This is a genomic window from Serratia aquatilis (genome assembly GCF_044865145.1).
Classification (GTDB): domain Bacteria; phylum Pseudomonadota; class Gammaproteobacteria; order Enterobacterales; family Enterobacteriaceae; genus Chania; species Chania aquatilis.
Genome location: NZ_CP173186.1, coordinates 4,175,325 through 4,191,849, shown reverse-complemented (window position 1 = coordinate 4,191,849; position 16,525 = coordinate 4,175,325). Strand labels below are relative to the sequence as shown.

General features: G+C 49.2%; 17 protein-coding genes and 1 other annotated feature. Of the genes, 9 read left to right on the top strand and 8 right to left on the bottom strand.

Going from position 1 to position 16,525, the window contains the following annotated elements; all coding sequences use genetic code 11:
* Window positions 1–42: 42 nt before the first annotated feature.
* Both SAQUA_RS18930 and SAQUA_RS18925 read right to left on the bottom strand, forming a co-directional pair.
* Complete coding sequence (locus SAQUA_RS18930; protein WP_380678330.1) at window positions 43–1,332, bottom strand: HlyC/CorC family transporter; 1,290 nt, start codon at window positions 1,330–1,332, stop codon at window positions 43–45.
* 63 nt (window positions 1,333–1,395) lie between these two features.
* Window positions 1,396–2,187, bottom strand: a complete 792-nt coding sequence (locus tag SAQUA_RS18925; protein WP_380678328.1) for an inner membrane protein YpjD — start codon at window positions 2,185–2,187, stop codon at window positions 1,396–1,398.
* Between the two features lie 166 nt (window positions 2,188–2,353).
* On the opposite strand from SAQUA_RS18925, the gene ffh reads away from it, so the two are divergent.
* The 5 genes from ffh (at window position 2,354) to rplS (ending at window position 5,966) form a co-directional block, all read left to right on the top strand.
* On the top strand, window positions 2,354–3,715 hold the full coding sequence (ffh, locus tag SAQUA_RS18920; protein WP_380678326.1) for a signal recognition particle protein: 1,362 nt from the start codon (window positions 2,354–2,356) through the stop codon (window positions 3,713–3,715).
* 214 nt (window positions 3,716–3,929) lie between these two features.
* Complete coding sequence (gene rpsP / locus SAQUA_RS18915) at window positions 3,930–4,178, top strand: 30S ribosomal protein S16 (protein WP_004932501.1); 249 nt, start codon at window positions 3,930–3,932, stop codon at window positions 4,176–4,178.
* Between the two features lie 18 nt (window positions 4,179–4,196).
* The gene (gene rimM / locus SAQUA_RS18910) at window positions 4,197–4,745 is read left to right on the top strand and encodes a ribosome maturation factor RimM (protein WP_380678312.1); all 549 of its coding nucleotides are present in this window, start codon (window positions 4,197–4,199) and stop codon (window positions 4,743–4,745) included.
* A 52-nt stretch (window positions 4,746–4,797) separates the two neighbouring features.
* Window positions 4,798–5,541, top strand: a complete 744-nt coding sequence (gene trmD / locus SAQUA_RS18905) for a tRNA (guanosine(37)-N1)-methyltransferase TrmD (protein ID WP_380678310.1) — start codon at window positions 4,798–4,800, stop codon at window positions 5,539–5,541.
* A 77-nt stretch (window positions 5,542–5,618) separates the two neighbouring features.
* A complete protein-coding gene (rplS, locus tag SAQUA_RS18900; RefSeq protein WP_380678308.1) occupies window positions 5,619–5,966 on the top strand; it encodes a 50S ribosomal protein L19 in 348 nt (115 codons plus the stop codon).
* A 221-nt stretch (window positions 5,967–6,187) separates the two neighbouring features.
* Here rplS and SAQUA_RS18895 read toward each other — a convergent pair whose 3' ends face one another.
* On the bottom strand, window positions 6,188–6,952 hold the full coding sequence (locus SAQUA_RS18895; RefSeq protein ID WP_380678306.1) for a YdiY family protein: 765 nt from the start codon (window positions 6,950–6,952) through the stop codon (window positions 6,188–6,190).
* Window positions 6,953–7,190: 238 nt separating this feature from the next.
* Window positions 7,191–8,537 carry an anaerobic C4-dicarboxylate transporter gene (locus SAQUA_RS18890; RefSeq protein ID WP_380678304.1) on the bottom strand — a complete coding sequence of 449 codons (1,347 nt, stop codon included), beginning with the start codon at window positions 8,535–8,537 and terminating at the stop codon, window positions 7,191–7,193.
* Between the two features lie 835 nt (window positions 8,538–9,372).
* Between SAQUA_RS18890 and SAQUA_RS18885 the strand changes: the two genes are divergently transcribed.
* Together SAQUA_RS18885 and tyrA are read left to right on the top strand one after the other, a co-directional pair.
* Window positions 9,373–10,446: a 3-deoxy-7-phosphoheptulonate synthase gene (locus SAQUA_RS18885; protein ID WP_380678302.1), complete on the top strand. Its 1,074-nt coding sequence runs from the start codon at window positions 9,373–9,375 to the stop codon at window positions 10,444–10,446.
* 6 nt (window positions 10,447–10,452) lie between these two features.
* The gene (gene tyrA / locus SAQUA_RS18880) at window positions 10,453–11,574 is read left to right on the top strand and encodes a bifunctional chorismate mutase/prephenate dehydrogenase (RefSeq protein ID WP_380678300.1); all 1,122 of its coding nucleotides are present in this window, start codon (window positions 10,453–10,455) and stop codon (window positions 11,572–11,574) included.
* An 89-nt stretch (window positions 11,575–11,663) separates the two neighbouring features.
* Here the strand turns inward: tyrA and pheA are convergent, their stop codons facing one another.
* The 4 genes from pheA to bamD all read right to left on the bottom strand — a co-directional run bounded on the left by pheA (window position 11,664) and on the right by bamD (window position 14,596).
* Window positions 11,664–12,821 carry a bifunctional chorismate mutase/prephenate dehydratase gene (pheA, locus tag SAQUA_RS18875; RefSeq protein WP_380678298.1) on the bottom strand — a complete coding sequence of 386 codons (1,158 nt, stop codon included), beginning with the start codon at window positions 12,819–12,821 and terminating at the stop codon, window positions 11,664–11,666.
* A 141-nt stretch (window positions 12,822–12,962) separates the two neighbouring features.
* Window positions 12,963–13,088, bottom strand: a sequence feature (Phe leader region).
* Entirely contained in the window at window positions 13,040–13,087 is a 48-nt protein-coding gene (locus SAQUA_RS18870) for a hypothetical protein (RefSeq protein WP_380678568.1), read from the bottom strand. Its footprint overlaps the feature before it by 48 nt.
* 122 nt (window positions 13,089–13,210) lie before the next feature.
* Window positions 13,211–13,552 (bottom strand): ribosome-associated translation inhibitor RaiA, encoded by a 342-nt coding sequence (gene raiA / locus SAQUA_RS18865; protein WP_380678296.1) that lies wholly within the window; start codon window positions 13,550–13,552, stop codon window positions 13,211–13,213.
* 312 nt (window positions 13,553–13,864) lie between these two features.
* Window positions 13,865–14,596 carry an outer membrane protein assembly factor BamD gene (gene bamD / locus SAQUA_RS18860; RefSeq protein WP_380678294.1) on the bottom strand — a complete coding sequence of 244 codons (732 nt, stop codon included), beginning with the start codon at window positions 14,594–14,596 and terminating at the stop codon, window positions 13,865–13,867.
* A gap of 132 nt (window positions 14,597–14,728) precedes the next feature.
* Here bamD and rluD point away from each other — a divergent pair, with 132 nt between their 5' ends.
* Window positions 14,729–15,706, top strand: a complete 978-nt coding sequence (rluD, locus tag SAQUA_RS18855; protein ID WP_380678292.1) for a 23S rRNA pseudouridine(1911/1915/1917) synthase RluD — start codon at window positions 14,729–14,731, stop codon at window positions 15,704–15,706.
* Window positions 15,706–16,437 carry a purine nucleoside phosphorylase YfiH gene (gene yfiH / locus SAQUA_RS18850; protein ID WP_380678290.1) on the top strand — a complete coding sequence of 244 codons (732 nt, stop codon included), beginning with the start codon at window positions 15,706–15,708 and terminating at the stop codon, window positions 16,435–16,437. Before rluD ends, yfiH begins: the two co-directional genes overlap by 1 nt.
* Window positions 16,438–16,525: the final 88 nt, after the last annotated feature.

The following is a 16,525-nucleotide window of genomic DNA, read 5'->3' as shown; positions in this document are numbered from 1 at the left end:
ATGAAAAAAGACGCGGCTTTGCGTCTTTTTCTTTGCGTCTGACTAGTGGTTTTGCAGGCTAGACTGTAATGATTTTATCGGCGTCACGCGCACCTGTTTGATCATATTATCCTGCACATCGAGAATGTCGATATCATAGTGACCGATGCGCACTCTGGTACCTGTGCTGGGGATATCCTCCAACTCTTCCAGGATCATACCGTTAATGGTTCGCGCCTCAGTGGCAGGCAATGTCCAGTTGAACGCTTTATTTAACTCACGTACGTTTGCTGTGCCATCGATCAACACCGAACCATCGCTCTGAGGATTGACCTCTTCCGCCAGCGTTGGCGACATCGACGTTGTGAAGTCACCGACGATCTCTTCAAGGATATCTTCTACCGTGACCAGGCCCTGAATATCCCCGTACTCATCGACTACGATGCTGACCTTTTCTTTATTGCGCTGAAACTTCACCAACTGGATGCTGAGTGGGGTACCTTCTGGCACGAAGTAGATTTCGTCGGCGGCACGCAGCAGGTTCTCTTTATTGAACTCTTTTTTCTCGGTCATCAGGCGGTAGGCTTCACGCACTCGCAACATGCCGATGGCATCGTCCAGTGAGTCACGATAAAGCACAATGCGCCCATGTGGCGAATGTGTCAGTTGACGCATGATCGACTTCCAGTCGTCATTGATGTCAATACCGACGATCTCGTTGCGTGGCACCATGATGTCATCAACCGTCACCTTTTCCAGATCCAGTACCGAAATCAGCATGTCTTGATTACGGCGTGAAATTTGTGATTGGGATTCGTTCACTATGGTTCGCAGTTCATCCTTACTTAATGCACCGCTGATACGAACATTGGTGCGTATACCGAAAATACGCAGTAGCAGGGTAGTGATGCCATTGAGAAGCCACACCAGTGGGAACATGATCTTCTGCAAGGGGGTCAATAGGAAACTGCTTGGGAAGGCGATACGTTCAGGATAGAGCGCAGCAAAAGTTTTCGGTAATACCTCCGCAAACAGTAGCACGACAAAGGTCAGTATTCCGGTAGCAATGGCTACGCCAATATCACCATACAGGCGCATCCCGACGATAGTTCCCAAAGCTGAAGCCAAAATATTTACCAGGTTGTTGCCGATCAACACCAGGCCGATTAACCGATCAGGCTTCTGCATAAGCTTCTCCACCCGGCGAGCGCCTCTATTTCCCTGTTTTGACAGGTGACGGAGACGATAGCGGTTGAGCGTCATCATGCCGGTTTCGGATGCTGAAAAATAAGCTGAGATCACAATCATTAACACCAGAATGAAAATGAGAGTCCCTGTCGAAACGTGCTCCAACGCGGTATTCCTTATGTAGCTGAAAAGAAAGCCTAACCGGAGTCAGGGGTGCTAGATTCTATTTTAGCGCACCATGACTTCCTGGATCAGACGGCTGCCGAAGTAGGCCAGCGTAAGAAGAAAAGAGCCAGCGAAGCTGAACCAGACAACGCGCCGGCCACGCCAACCTTCATGATAATGCCCCCACAGAAGCACGATATAGACGAACCAGGCCATAATTGAGAGCACGGCTTTATGCACGTTCTCCTTGCTGAACAGGTTATCCATATAGAGCAGGCCGGTGCACAAGGTCAGCGTTAGCAGCACCACTCCAATCTGAGTGATGTGGAACATTTTACGTTCAATACTCATCAACGGTGGCATATCGGCACTGAAGTGGAGCTTCTTATGCTTGAGGAGGTAATCGAGCCAGGCGAGTTGCAGAGCGTATAACGTGGCGATAATTAACGTCGCGTATGCGAATAGCGCCAAACCGATATGGACCATCAACTCCGGGCTGGCTTCTAGATGGGTAATGAATTCACCTGGCAGAAAGCTGGCAAATGCCAGATTGATCATCGCAAAGCTGTAGACGATGGGCAGCAGGAACCAACCGCGATCGCGCGAAGCGACGAAGGTCATAACCGAACAGATAATCAGGCTGACGATAGATCCGATGTTCAGCAGACTCAGGTTTTGGCCGGCACTGACATCAAAAATACGCTGCTGCAGCGCAATGGCATGGCAGACCAGCGCCACAGCCGCTGAAAAAATAGCCAATCGACGGTATGCACTATTCTTCCGCAACAAACTGGGAATGATCAGTCCAAGGCTGAGCAGGTAGGCCATCAGAGCCACAATAGAAAAAACTGGCATAGCGTTATTTAGCATCGGCGTGGTTAATTTGAACGTCAGTATAGCGTTGAGCGAGTCTCACTCCAACCAATCTCCAACGCTGAAGCAGAGATCGTAGCAGCTTCGTGTTATAATCGCCGCAATTGTGTCGCCACTGCGGCCTGACTCTTACGTTGAGCATGAGACGATGTTTGAAAATTTAACCGATCGATTATCGCGCACTCTGCGCAATATCAGCGGCCGTGGCCGGCTGACAGAAGAGAACATTAAAGACACCCTGCGTGAAGTGCGTATGGCATTGCTGGAAGCGGACGTTGCGCTACCGGTTGTGCGTGACTTCATCAACCGCGTAAAAGAGAGCGCGGTTGGTCATGAAGTCAATAAAAGCCTGACGCCGGGCCAAGAGTTCGTCAAGATCGTCAAAAACGAACTGATTGCCGCTATGGGTGAAGTCAACACCGAACTGAATCTGGCTGCCCAGCCACCGGCAGTGGTTTTGATGGCGGGGCTACAGGGGGCGGGTAAAACTACCAGCGTGGCCAAGCTTGGCAAGTTTCTGAAAGAAAAACAGAAGAAAAAGGTTTTAGTGGTTTCTGCCGACGTGTATCGCCCAGCGGCGATCCGCCAGTTGGAAACTCTGGCTGAAGGTGTTGGTATTGACTTCTTCCCGTCAGATATCAAAGAAAAACCGATCGATATCGTTAACCATGCGTTGCAGCAGGCCAAACTGAAGTTTTATGACGTATTGATTGTCGACACCGCAGGTCGTTTGCACGTTGATGAAGCAATGATGGACGAGATCAAACAGGTACACGCGGCGATCAAGCCGGTTGAGACCCTGTTTGTCGTGGACGCCATGACTGGTCAGGATGCTGCCAACACGGCCAAAGCCTTCAATGAAGCACTGCCGTTGACCGGCGTGGTGCTGACCAAGGTCGATGGTGATGCTCGCGGCGGTGCAGCGTTATCTATTCGTCATATTACCGGCAAGCCAATCAAGTTCCTCGGTGTGGGTGAGAAAACCGATGCGCTTGAACCTTTCCATCCCGATCGTATCGCCTCACGTATTCTTGGCATGGGCGATGTGCTATCGCTGATCGAAGATATCGAAAGCAAGGTTGATCGCGCGCAAGCGGAAAAGTTGGCTAACAAGTTGAAGAAAGGGGATGGTTTCGATCTGACCGACTTCCTTGACCAACTGAAGCAGATGCGCAATATGGGCGGCATGGCTAGTATGCTGAGCAAACTGCCCGGCGCAGGCCAACTGCCCGATAATGTGAAATCGCAAATGGACGATAAAGTGTTGGTGCGTATGGAGGCGATTATCAACTCGATGACGCTGAAAGAACGTGCCAAGCCCGAAATCATCAAAGGTTCGCGTAAGCGTCGCATTGCTATGGGCTCGGGTATGCAGGTGCAGGATGTTAACCGTTTGCTGAAGCAGTTTGACGAAATGCAACGCATGATGAAAAAGATGAAAAAAGGCGGTATGGCGAAAATGATGCGCGGCATGAAAGGTATGATGCCGCCAGGTTTCCCGGGCCGTTAAGATCTGGCGCATTGATAATGCGCCAGGTTTACTGATTTACCATTCGTGGTAAAAACCGTCCGAAAGTGTGATGGCCGTAAAACGATTTCCTGGCAATCGACGCTTTAGATTGCTTTTTGCGCCAAAATGAGTAAAATTTTCGGGCTTTTTATATTGCAACCGGGCCCCGTTCCCTCAATGGGGCCCGGCTGTTTTATTAACTAAAGAGGATGTTATGGTAACAATTCGTTTGGCACGTGGCGGCGCTAAAAAGCGTCCGTTCTATCAAGTAGTAGTGACCGACAGCCGCAATGCTCGTGATGGTCGTTTCATCGAGCGTGTAGGCTTCTTCAACCCGATCGCATCTGGTCAGGCTGAAGCACTGCGTCTGGACCTGGACCGCATTGAGCACTGGGTTGGTCTGGGTGCAACCGTTTCTGATCGCGTTCACGCGCTGATCAAAGACGCTAAGAAAGCAGCTTAATCTGTCGCGGTGGTGGCAATGAGCAAGCAACTCAAACCGGTAGTACCGATCGCGCCGATTGTACTCGGTAAAATGGGGTCTACTTACGGCATTCGTGGTTGGCTCAGAGTGTTTTCATCCACCGAGAACGCCGAAAGCATATTTGACTACCAGCCCTGGTTTATCCAGCGCTCTGGTCAGTGGCAGCTTGTCGAGTTGGAAGACTGGAAGCGCCATAGTCAGGATCTGATCATCAAAATCAAAGGTGTTGACGATCGGGATGCGGCGAATTTACTGACGAATTGCGAAATCGTGGTGGATTCTGAGCAATTGCCTCCTCTGGAAGGCGATGATTATTACTGGAAAGACCTGATGGGCTGCCAGGTAGTCACCACCTCCGGATACGAGCTGGGTAAAGTCATTGATATGATGGAAACCGGTTCTAACGACGTAATGGTCGTGCGGGCAAACCTGAAAGATGCATTCGGTATGAAGGAACGACTCGTTCCGTTTCTTCATGGGCAGGTTATCAAGAAAGTCGATCTCGCTGCCAAAATCATTGAGGCAGAGTGGGATCCTGGTTTTTGACCTCCGAATTTAATGGTCGAAGCAAGTGGAATAACAAAATGGGGATTGGCTTGTGTTCATTGGTATTGTAAGCCTGTTTCCTGAGATGTTCCGTGCGATCACCGACTACGGGGTAACTAGCCGGGCGGTAAAAAATGGCCTGCTGAGCGTGCAGTGTTGGAGTCCACGAGACTTCACCTACGACCGGCATCGTACCGTGGATGATCGCCCTTATGGCGGTGGCCCGGGAATGCTGATGATGGTGCAACCTTTACGGGAAGCCATTCATGCAGCGAAAGCAGCGGCAGGCGAGGGAGCAAAGGTGATTTATCTGTCACCTCAGGGGCGCAAACTGGATCAAGCCGGGGTGTGCGAACTGGCGGCTAATCAGAAGATGATTCTGGTGTGTGGCCGTTATGAAGGGATAGACGAGCGCGTGATCCAAACCGAAATTGACGAAGAATGGTCAATCGGCGATTACGTTCTCAGCGGTGGTGAATTACCGGCAATGACCCTGATCGATTCGGTCGCCCGTTTTATACCGGGTGTTCTGGGCCATCAGGCTTCAGCAGAAGAAGATTCCTTTGCTGATGGATTGTTGGACTGTCCGCACTATACCCGCCCGGAGGTGTTGGAAGGGATGGAGGTTCCGCCAGTTTTACTGTCGGGCAACCATGCCGAGATACGTCGCTGGCGCTTAAAGCAGTCGCTGGGCCGTACCTGGCTTAGAAGACCTGAACTTCTAGAAAGCCTAGCTCTGACTGACGAGCAAGCGGTGTTGCTGGCCGAGTTCCAACGGGAACATCGTGCCAAGTAACAGGACTATGAAGGGAACGTCTGAGCATTGTCTCGACGAGACCGATATATCAGTTTACCTAGGGTAAGAGACATATTATGAGCAACATTATTAAGCAAATTGAACAAGAGCAGATGAAGCAAGACGTACCTTCATTCCGTCCGGGTGATTCCGTGGAAGTTAAGGTATGGGTCGTTGAAGGTAGCAAGAAGCGTCTGCAGGCATTCGAGGGCGTGGTTATCGCTATTCGTAACCGCGGTCTGCACTCTGCATTCACTGTTCGTAAGATTTCCAACGGCGAAGGTGTTGAGCGTGTATTCCAGACTCACTCCCCAGTAATCGACAGCATTACTGTTAAGCGTCGTGGTGCCGTTCGTCAAGCCAAACTGTACTACCTGCGTGAGCGTACTGGTAAGTCTGCTCGTATCAAAGAGCGTCTTAACTAAGATACAGCTAACGCTGCATCCAAAAGTTAATAGCTATCAGGGGTTTACCGTTATGGTAAGCCCCTTTTTTATGTTCTCGATTAACAGAGTAAAAAGCGCCGTTCAAATGTTGTTAATGGTAAGGCGACAATTGTCAGCAAAGTATGGGTGGATACAGGAAACTCATAGAAAGAGCCCATTATTGATGAGCTCAAGGAAGAGGTTAAAAAAGCCAGGTGTGGCTACAAACCATACACCAGCGTAACCGAGGTTGTGGTATCAGTGCTTTTTGGTGCCGAAGCTGGCGGATTGCTGTTGTAAGTTACCGTATAGGCGAGGCGCAGAGCGAAATCGTTATTGATCGAGACGTTCAGTGCGGTTTCAGAGTTCACCGTGGTTTGATCGTTAACCAGAGCAGATACACCCTCGGATAAGCGCGCGTTGTCTGTTAGCTTGTAAGAGTAGTTGGCTGCACCGTAAGCCAGAGCTCGGGTAGTGCGGCCACCACCACGGTATTCGTCATGGCGCACGCCAGGACCGAATTCCACACGCAGATCGTGAAGTGGGCCATTAAAGATCTGACGCCCGTAACCCCCTGTCATCGTTGAGCGTGAATCATAGCCGTTGTAACGATCGTTCAACCAGCCAAACTGACCAAACATATAGTTGCGTTCTGTCAGGTTGTGACGAGTACGGGCACCAGCCTGATATTTCTCTGAGGAACGTACGTTGGAAGAGGTGGTATTGTTCGCTGCTCCCCACAGGCTGTAAGCCGCTTCACTGGTAAACCAGGTCATGGAGGTGTTGGCCAGTAAAGTGGAGTTCTGTGAGTTGCCAGTCTGAGCGTTATAACCCGCTTGAATGTTACCATCAAAGGGCTTCTTGGCAGTTGAAGGGTCGTCCATTGCGGTGAACAGAGTATTATCGGCAAATACAGAAACACTGGTGAAGGCGGTCAAGCAGCTAAAAAATAGCGGAATGGCGCGACGAGCGCGTAAAGAGAGCATTTTGGATCCAGTTGTTAAGAGTGACAATAAGTGATAACCATCACATTATATCGTTTCATTACTGTAACAAAAATAGCCTTCATTAGCTCAAGTTATCAATTTTGTGCCGCTACTTATTCACTTTTCATCTACCTGGTTTTTCAGATGTTGGAGGTATTCGCCGCAGCAAATAAAGTATGTGATCTTTGAAGTAAGATACGGCAACGGAGATAACAGCCCGCTGCCGTAGGGGAAGTCATTAGAAGAAGGTAGTGACCAGAAGGTAACCGGTGATGCAAGAGCACAGCACGCCGATCAAGCCTGGAATAATGAAGCTGTGGTTGATGATAAATTTACCAATGCGAGTGGTTCCAGAACGGTCAAAGCCGATGCAAGCCAAATCACTTGGGTAAGTCGGCAATACAAAGTAACCGTATGCAGCTGGGAAGAAGGCAAGCAGCATTTTCGGGTCAACACCCAGTTGTAGAGCCATTGGAGCAATAGCCGTCAATGCAGCTGCCTGGCTGTTAACCAGTTTGGAAACCAGGAACAGCACGATCGCGTAGGTCCAAGGCTGGCTCTTCACCACATCTTCCAACAGTACTTTTAAATCCCCCATGTGGGCCTGGAAAAAAGTATCACTCATCCATGCCACACCGAACACGGAGAAAATAGCCACCATCCCCGCTTTGAAAACGGCACCATTGGCAATATCTCCTGGTTTGACTTTACATCCCATCAGGATAACTGCGCCTGCAATCAGCATCATCATCTGGATAACCAGGTTCATCGAAAGCGGTTTCAATGCACCTTTGGCATCGGCAAATGAAGGGCGCAGATCGGCAAAAGCACCGAGTAATACGACGATGGCGATGGCTGCGAAGAAGATCGCAGTAGACCAGTATGCCTGTTTAGGGAACTTCTGGTTGAGTAGTGTCTCGGTACTGCCATAAATATAGGCACGTTGTTCAGGATCCTGGATTTTTGCCTGGAATTCTGGGTCCTTATCCAGCTCTTTACCGCGACGCAGACTCCATAGCGCAGCCATCAAAACACCAACCAGTGAAGCTGGAATAGAGACGGCAAGTATTTCTAGCAGCGTGTAGGCTTTGCCAATACCGTGGCCAGCTGCAATGATTGAAACCAAGGACACAACGGCTACCGAAACCGGCGAGGCTGTGATAGCCATTTGTGAGGCGACGGAGGCAACAGCCATTGGACGTTCAGGACGGATCCCTTTCTTAATGGCAATGTCAGAAATAATTGGGAACATGGTGTACACCACATGACCTGTACCGCAAAGGAACGTCAGCGTCCAAGTGGTAAAGGGGGCAAGTAGTGTTATGTGCTGTGGGTGACGGCGTAGCAGTCTCTCTGCGTATTGCATCATAACGTTCAGGCCGCCAGCCGTCTGCAAAACCGAAGCGCAGCCGATCACGGCCAAAATTGTCAACATGACATCGACAGGCGGTTTACCAGGTTGCAATCCGAATATAAAACAAAGCAAGAATAAACCAATACCACTTATTAAACCGAGCCCCATACCGCCAAATCGGGTACCGACCAATAAGCAGAGAATGATAATTGTAAATTCCAGAGTGATCATGAGAATCCCTTAGTAAGAAAATAAAAAACTAGTACTCGATGCATTTTTAATGCAGGTTTTATGTAGCCTGTCTATGTAGATTGTCCGCTTAGTTTTGTAAGCCACGGGAGTGATGTTGGTATCCATGAACTGATTCATCTCGATATATCAATGAATTGTCAAAACCAAGTCACTGCCTGCCTGCATATTGAAATCTATAGGGTATCCCTCTAAAGAGGTGCTGATGATTGAGTGCCATGATTATTTATTTGTTAAGGGATAACTGTGAGATCCCGCAATTTTTATTCAATATTCATTATTAATATCGCATGACAAACAGAAATGAATATTGAATGAAAACCAATTGACGATTATTTGTACTTTATTTGTTTTTTAGTTGTTTAATTTATTGGTTTATTTAATTAGCCTACTAATAAATCTCTCTTTTACCCAAGTCACTTCAAGTTGCCGTTCGGTGGCAACTTAGCAAGATAGCAAAAACTTTAGTTCAACAAGATCTTTACCCTGAAACCAATACCTGACCCTTACCGCAACTTTATGAGCCAGTCTGAGGAAATACAATTCGTACAGATAGATTTACATATTGACCGCTTTGGTTAACGCGATAGTGACTGTTCATGTTTGCTTTTTTTCATTGGTTTTTTTATTTTTAATATAAAAATCAATTAATTATTTTTATTTTACAGGTGGGTGGACCTACTGTGACTTGCATGGTAAGTTTTTATTTACAACAAATGGATTTAAAACTTTACAACTCATGCTAAGGTAGTGCCCTGTAACGCTCAATGTTCTAACAACGCTCACGCATAACAAGCCCAAGACAGGAAACAGCATCATGCAAAAAGACGTGCTCAACAACGTACATATCAGTGCAGAACAGGTTCTGATCACCCCTGAAGAGCTAAAGAATCAGTTTCCGCTAAGCATTCGCGATGAAAGTGAAATTGCGGCCGCTCGTCAAACTATTGCCAATATTCTCAAAGGAAAGGATCACCGCCTGCTGGTGGTTTGTGGGCCTTGTTCAATTCATGATCCTGATGCGGCGTTGGATTACGCGCGTCGTCTGCAAACCCTTTCGGCTGAATTGAGCGATCAGCTGTATATCGTTATGCGTGTCTATTTTGAAAAGCCCAGAACTACGGTTGGCTGGAAAGGCTTGATCAACGATCCATACATGGACGGATCGTTTGATGTTGAAGCCGGTTTGCACATTGCGCGTCGCTTGCTGTTGGATTTGGTAGGTATGGGGTTACCGTTGGCGACTGAGGCATTGGATCCTAATAGCCCACAATTTCTGGGTGATTTGTTCAGTTGGTCGGCGATAGGGGCTCGTACCACCGAATCTCAAACGCACCGTGAAATGGCATCAGGTCTCTCAATGCCGGTGGGCTTCAAGAACGGTACCGATGGCAGCTTGGGAACAGCGATCAATGCCATGCGCGCAGCGGCAATGCCGCACCGTTTTGTCGGCATCAATCAGTCTGGGCAGGTTTGCCTGCTACAAACCCAGGGTAACCCTGATGGGCATGTGATCCTCCGTGGAGGCAAGACACCGAACTACAGTGCGGAGCATGTTGCTGCTTGCGAAAAACAGATGCAGGAAGCGGGACTCCATCCTTCCTTGATGATAGATTGCAGCCATGGTAACTCGAATAAAGATTATCGCCGTCAGCCTGCCGTTGCCGAATCAGTGGTGGAGCAGATTAAAGCGGGTAACCGCTCGATCACCGGTATCATGCTGGAAAGTAATCTGCACGAAGGTAGCCAGTCTTCTGAGCAGCCCCGTACAGATATGCGTTACGGCGTTTCGGTGACTGATGCCTGTATCAACTGGGAAAGCACTGAGGCTCTGTTGCGCCAAATGCACCAGGAGCTCGGCGCTGCGCTGATGGCACGCACTGGAGAGTAGGAAGTTATGGTGGCTGAACTGACCGCACTACGCGATCAAATTGACGAAGTAGATAAAGCGTTGCTGGCGTTGCTGGCAAAACGCCTGGCCTTAGTGGCAGAAGTAGGGGAAGTCAAAAGTCACTACGGCTTACCAGTCTATGTCCCTGAGCGAGAGGCGGCCATGCTGGCCTCTCGCCGCAAAGAGGCTGAAGGGCTTGGTGTTTCGCCGGATTTGATCGAAGACGTGCTGCGCCGCGTAATGCGTGAGTCCTATACCAGTGAGAACGATAAAGGTTTTAAAACACTGTGCCCGCAACTACGCCCGATCGTCATTATCGGCGGTAAGGGGCAGATGGGACGGCTGTTCAATCGTTTACTGACACTATCTGGTTATCAGGTAAAGGTACTGGATCAGGAAGATTGGCCACAGGCTGATGAGCTGTTGGCTGATGCTGGAATGGTCATCGTTAGTGTACCTATACACGTAACGGAGCAGGTGATAAGCCAACTGCCACCTTTGCCGGATGATTGCATTTTGGTCGATCTGGCTTCGATAAAGAATCGGCCACTACAGGCAATGTTGGCAAGGCATGGCGGCCCGGTGCTTGGGCTGCACCCGATGTTCGGCCCTGATGTTGGTAGCGTTGCCAAGCAGGTGGTGGTGTATTGTGATGGTCGCCAGCCGGAAGCTTATCAGTGGCTACTGGAACAACTGCAAGTGTGGGGCGCTCGGCTGCATCGCATCAGCGCCGTTGAGCACGATCAGAACATGGCCTTTATCCAGGCGTTGCGCCATTTTGCTACTTTTGCTTACGGCCTGCATCTGGCCGAAGAGAACGTGCAACTTGAGCAATTGCTGGCGTTATCTTCACCGATCTATCGGTTGGAACTGGCGATGGTGGGTCGGCTATTTGCTCAGGATCCGCAACTGTATGCGGATATCATTATGTCTTCAGAAGAAAATATTCATCTGATCAAACGTTACTACCAACGTTTTGGTGAAGCGATCACACTACTGGAGCTGGGTGATAAGCAGGCATTTATCCAAAGCTTCCAGAAGGTAGAGCATTGGTTTGGTGATTACGCTCAGCGTTTCCTGGTTGAGAGCCGCTCATTGTTACTGCAGGCGAACGACAGCCGCCAATAGCGTTCCTTAAACGCCGTAATTGTCAAGCTATCACGGACAATTAATGAGCACAGTCAGAGGGTTCGGCAATGCCGAACCCTTTTTATTTGCTAAGAAGGATCAACGGGTACAACGTTTTCGCTTGGGTAGCATCCCAAAACTTTTAATGAACGTGTAATCGGTGCTAAACCTTTCAGTGCCTTCTCCATCGCGTCAGAACGCAGGTTAGCTTGGACATCGATATAGAACATCTCCTCCCACGGGTTGCCATTGATCGGGCGTGATTCCAGCTTGGTCATAATAATGCCATTGTCACGCAGCACCAGAAGTGCCTCAACCAGGGCACCAGATTGTTGGCCAGTTGCCATAATCAAGGTGGTTTTAGCTGGAACCTGTTCGGAAACCTCAATGGCTTTGCGTGCCAGTATGATGAAACGGGTAATGTTCTGCTGTTGATTAGCCAGACTGTGCTCAAGAACCTGCAGATTGTACAATGCCCCGCCGGCCTCGCTACCTAAAGCAGCGGCTTTTGGCGATTTCAACTCGGCGACTTTCTCCATTGCGGCGGCGGTGCTTTCGCAATACTCAATTTTCCAATGCGGATAACGATTAATGAACTGGCTGCATTGCTGGAAAGGCTGCGGGTGGCTGTAGACGACCTCGATTTTGCTTAGGTCGGTTTCACCTGCTACCAACACGCAGTGATCGATTGGCAGAGTGAGCTCACCTACGAGGGAAAGACTGGTATGTTGCAACAGGTCATAGACATCATTAATTGAGCCTGAGCTGGTGTTTTCGATAGGTAAAATAGCGTAATCCGCCTGACCAGTCTCAACCTGAGTGAAGATATCTTGGAATTTCTGGCAGCCACATTCGATTAATTGATCGAAATGGCGGGCAGCGTATTGGCGCGCGGCCAAGTGAGAGTAGGAACCTTTTGGCCCAAGGAAAGCGATACGTGCAGAATGCTGACTGATGTGATTAAGCTGATGTTGTAACAGTGCCTGCTGGGTGAGTACGGAATCTTCTATAATCAGTTGAAACAGGCGGGTCACATAAAATCCGTCGAGATCATAAGGTTTGGCTGCTGTGATCAGGGCGTTCAGTAGATCCCGCTCACGCTCTTTATCGCGGATTGGGCGGTGTGAATGGAGTTTGGTTTTGCCTACCTCCACCGCCAGCTCACGGCGTTCGGCCAGCAGGGCCAGTAATTTCATATCCAGTGCGCTTATGCGTTCGCGTAGCACGAGTAATGGGTTATCAGTCATAATCAGCTTTGCCTTGTAATCTTATATTCCATCGTCTTTCAAGCTGCAGCGTTGTTACTCCAGATACCTAGCTCACTAAGTTTCGGGAGTTGGCCGCTAGGCTGCAACATGAAGTCCATAGGGTAGCGTTGTCAAATGGCCATAAAAAAAGCCTCCTGTCTCAGGAGGCTTTGTTGTTCGTCTTCGCATTCTTTATCACACGACGAAACGCCTCCCAATCAGGGGAAGGTAAAAAAGAATGCGAAGAAAAACGTTTTGTGGTTCATAGCTATCCAAAAGTGCGCCAATCAGGCTTTAAAGTAACCGCTGGCTTTTCTCTCTGTCAATAAAAACCGCCAGCAAAAAACGCGCCCTTCGGCGCGTTTGATGCGAAACAACCTGTTACTGGGCTATTCCTCTTCCGGAATCACTTCAGGAGCCAGATCTTTCACACTGGCGTATGCGCGGCGCGCTTCGCTTTTGTGCTGTACTTTGTTCAACTGCCGCTCAAGCTTGGCGATTAATTCATTAACCGCAGCATACATGTCCTCATGTTTTGCGTTAGCAACCAGCGGGCCGTTAGGTGTGGTAATGGTAGCATCTACGGAAAACCCTTTAGGCTCTTTCGATAAAACAATATGTGGGTTAATCAGTTGTGCCTGCCATTTATCCAGTTTGGTGAGACGGTCTTCGACGTGGCTACGTATTGCGGGGGTAATATCCATTTGTTTGCTGGTAATGTTGATTGTCATATAACCTACCTCTCTGTCTTTCCGTCTTGGATAGATTGAGCATACCTCGCTTTTTACCGAATTGCGTGAGAGAAATCACTTTTTTTTGTCACTTTTTGTCCAGTTAACTTAATCTGTGATTCAGCAACTGAAACAGTCATCTAATGCTTGAGTCTTGGCAGTAAATCGCGCATTATCGATAGGTTAACCGTTGGTTTGAACTTCCTAACACAGTGTTTTTATTGTGTATTTATCCAAGGCCGATAGAGTTGACAGCAAATGAAAACGGCAGCCTAGGCTGCCGTTTTGTATTGTATAGCGTGTATGTATGACTTAAGACGGGTTAGCAGCGATAATTTTTGCCACTTTGTCAGCTTGCGCATCCAATTGTAACTGGCGATAGGCGTTTTCCATCAGCGGCAACGCATCGCGGGTCGCTTTGGTATCCGGGAATTCGCGCATCATCTGCTCAACACGATTAACAACCGCGACGTACGCACCACGTTTAGTGTAGTATTCCGCCACTGAGAGTTCATACTTTGACAAACGGTCCTTCAGGAATACCAGACGTTTGTAGGCATCGCTTGCGAATTGGCTGTTCGGATATTGCTGAATCAACTGGCTGAAGTCGCGGAATGCGGTGCGAGCATGTTGTGGATCCCGATCGGAACGGTCAACCCCAAAGAAGCCCTGCAGCGCACTGTCATCCAGCGCCATATCCGTCAGACCGCGCATGTACATGACGTAATCAATGTTCGGATGTGTCGGGTTCAGGCGCATAAAGCGATCGATAGAGGCTTGTGCCAACGGTAAATCGGCAGATTTATAGTAGGCATAAATCAGATCCAACTGGACCTGTTGAGAGTACGGCCCGAATGGATAGCGGTTATCTAAAGCTTCAAGTTGCGTAATCGCGCCCTTAAAGTTACCGTCCTGCAGTTTTTGCTGTGCAGTAGCGTAGATTTCCGCAGGCGGGCTGTCGGGAACTGCATCTTTGGATGTGGAGCAACCTGCCAGCGCCAGGCTCAACGTGGCTGCCGCCACCAGATATTTCATACGCGTCATGACGTTTTGATTATCCTCAGGGTGTTATTTCGGGAGACTGTCCGTTAAGCTCCCGACAAAAGACCAGTTACAATAACACAATATATTAAACGGCATCGCCGTGAAAACCCAACGTTAACGAAGAAGCTGCATATGGCACAACAAGTACAACTCACCGCAACGGTGGCCGAAACTCAACTCGGACAACGTTTAGATCAGGCTTTGGCCGAATTGTTCCCTGATTATTCACGATCACGCATAAAAGATTGGATCCTGGAAGATCGGGTACTGGTCAATGGCAAAACGGTAAACAAGCCGAAAGAGAAAGTGTTGGGAGGAGAAACAGTCGCCATTGATGCACAGATAGAAGAAGAGGCCCGTTGGGAAGCGCAGGATATCGCCTTGGATATCGTTTATGAAGATGCAGATATCTTGGTGATCAACAAACCGCGCGACTTGGTTGTACACCCTGGAGCGGGTAACCCTGATGGCACTGTGCTTAATGCACTACTGCACCACTTCCCGGCGATTGCCGATGTGCCGCGTGCAGGTATCGTTCATCGTCTTGACAAAGATACTACCGGTCTCATGGTGGTAGCAAAAACCGTTCCGGCACAAACTCGCTTGGTAGAGGCGCTTCAGGCGCGCGATATCACCCGCGAATATGAAGCGGTAGCGATTGGCACCATGACCGCTGGTGGAACTGTTGAAGAGCCGATTGCGCGCCACTCGACCAAGCGAACTCACATGGCTGTGCACCCGATGGGTAAACCCGCGGTGACCCATTACCGTATTATGGAGCATTTCCGTGCCCATACCCGCCTGCGTTTGCGCCTGGAAACAGGCCGTACGCACCAGATCCGCGTGCATATGGCACACATTAATCATCCACTAGTAGGTGATCCACTCTATGGTGGCCGTCCGCGTCCACCGAAAGGTGCCTCGGAGATGTTTATCAATACGCTGCGTGGTTTTGATCGTCAGGCGCTACATGCAACCATGCTGCGTCTTTACCATCCTATCAGCGGCATTCAAATGGAATGGCATGCGCCGTTACCACAGGATATGGTTGATCTTATCGATGCGCTGAAAGCGGATACGGAAGAATTCAAAGATCAGATGGACTGGTAATGAACTCACTTATTCTACCCGATTGGCCGTTGCCTGCCGGCGTTAGGGCTTGTAGCACTACCCGCCATGGTGGTATCAGTTTGCCACCTTATGATTCGCTGAACCTGGGAGCCCATGTTGGTGACAATCCACAGGCAGTGGAGCGCAATCGCCAATTGTTGGTAGAAAAAGCGGGTTTGCCGCAGATGCCACTTTGGCTTGAACAAGTTCATGGAACCAGGGTTCTGACGCTGGATGTGCAAATGCCAGCAGATTTGCGGGCTGACGCGGTTTACACTAATCTTTCAGGGCTGGTATGTGCAGTAATGACTGCAGATTGCCTGCCCGTTTTGTTTGCTTCACAAGCGGGCGACGAGATAGCTGCTGCTCATGCTGGCTGGCGAGGGCTATGTCATGGTGTGCTGGAAAATACAGTTGCGCATTTTTCTGCTGTGCCAGACAAAATCACTGCCTGGCTTGGTCCTGCCATTGGCCCACGCCAGTTCGAAGTTGGTGCAGAAGTGCGGGATGCATTCATCGCCGTTGACAAAGCGGCGGCCGATGCATTTATCCCTCATGGTGAAAAATTTCTCGCGGATATTTATCTTTTGGCTCGTCAGCGCTTGCAGCGGGCCGGTATTTTCGCCATTTATGGCGGGGAACGCTGCACTATGACTCAAATGAGTCATTTTTTCTCCTATCGACGCGATGGAGTAACAGGACGTCTGGCAAGTTTGATCTGGGTGATATAACCTACTGCCCTAGGACGATCCACAGATGCATGACGTTGTACTCATAATATAGTGTCGAGATAACCTTGAAAATTTGAGGGATGACCTC

Bases quoted from the DNA above. Each gene is read 5' to 3' on its own strand.
- SAQUA_RS18925 (WP_380678328.1), bottom strand. From the start codon at position 2,187: ATGCCAGTTTTTTCTATTGTGGCTCTGATGGCCTACCTGCTCAGCCTT.
- ffh (WP_380678326.1), top strand. From the start codon at position 2,354: ATGTTTGAAAATTTAACCGATCGATTATCGCGCACTCTGCGCAATATC.
- rpsP (WP_004932501.1), top strand. From the start codon at position 3,930: ATGGTAACAATTCGTTTGGCACGTGGCGGCGCTAAAAAGCGTCCGTTC.
- rimM (WP_380678312.1), top strand. From the start codon at position 4,197: ATGAGCAAGCAACTCAAACCGGTAGTACCGATCGCGCCGATTGTACTC.
- rplS (WP_380678308.1), top strand. From the start codon at position 5,619: ATGAGCAACATTATTAAGCAAATTGAACAAGAGCAGATGAAGCAAGAC.
- SAQUA_RS18895 (WP_380678306.1), bottom strand. From the start codon at position 6,952: ATGCTCTCTTTACGCGCTCGTCGCGCCATTCCGCTATTTTTTAGCTGC.
- SAQUA_RS18890 (WP_380678304.1), bottom strand. From the start codon at position 8,537: ATGATCACTCTGGAATTTACAATTATCATTCTCTGCTTATTGGTCGGT.
- SAQUA_RS18885 (WP_380678302.1), top strand. From the start codon at position 9,373: ATGCAAAAAGACGTGCTCAACAACGTACATATCAGTGCAGAACAGGTT.
- tyrA (WP_380678300.1), top strand. From the start codon at position 10,453: ATGGTGGCTGAACTGACCGCACTACGCGATCAAATTGACGAAGTAGAT.
- pheA (WP_380678298.1), bottom strand. From the start codon at position 12,821: ATGACTGATAACCCATTACTCGTGCTACGCGAACGCATAAGCGCACTG.
- raiA (WP_380678296.1), bottom strand. From the start codon at position 13,552: ATGACAATCAACATTACCAGCAAACAAATGGATATTACCCCCGCAATA.
- bamD (WP_380678294.1), bottom strand. From the start codon at position 14,596: ATGACGCGTATGAAATATCTGGTGGCGGCAGCCACGTTGAGCCTGGCG.
- rluD (WP_380678292.1), top strand. From the start codon at position 14,729: ATGGCACAACAAGTACAACTCACCGCAACGGTGGCCGAAACTCAACTC.
- yfiH (WP_380678290.1), top strand. From the start codon at position 15,706: ATGAACTCACTTATTCTACCCGATTGGCCGTTGCCTGCCGGCGTTAGG.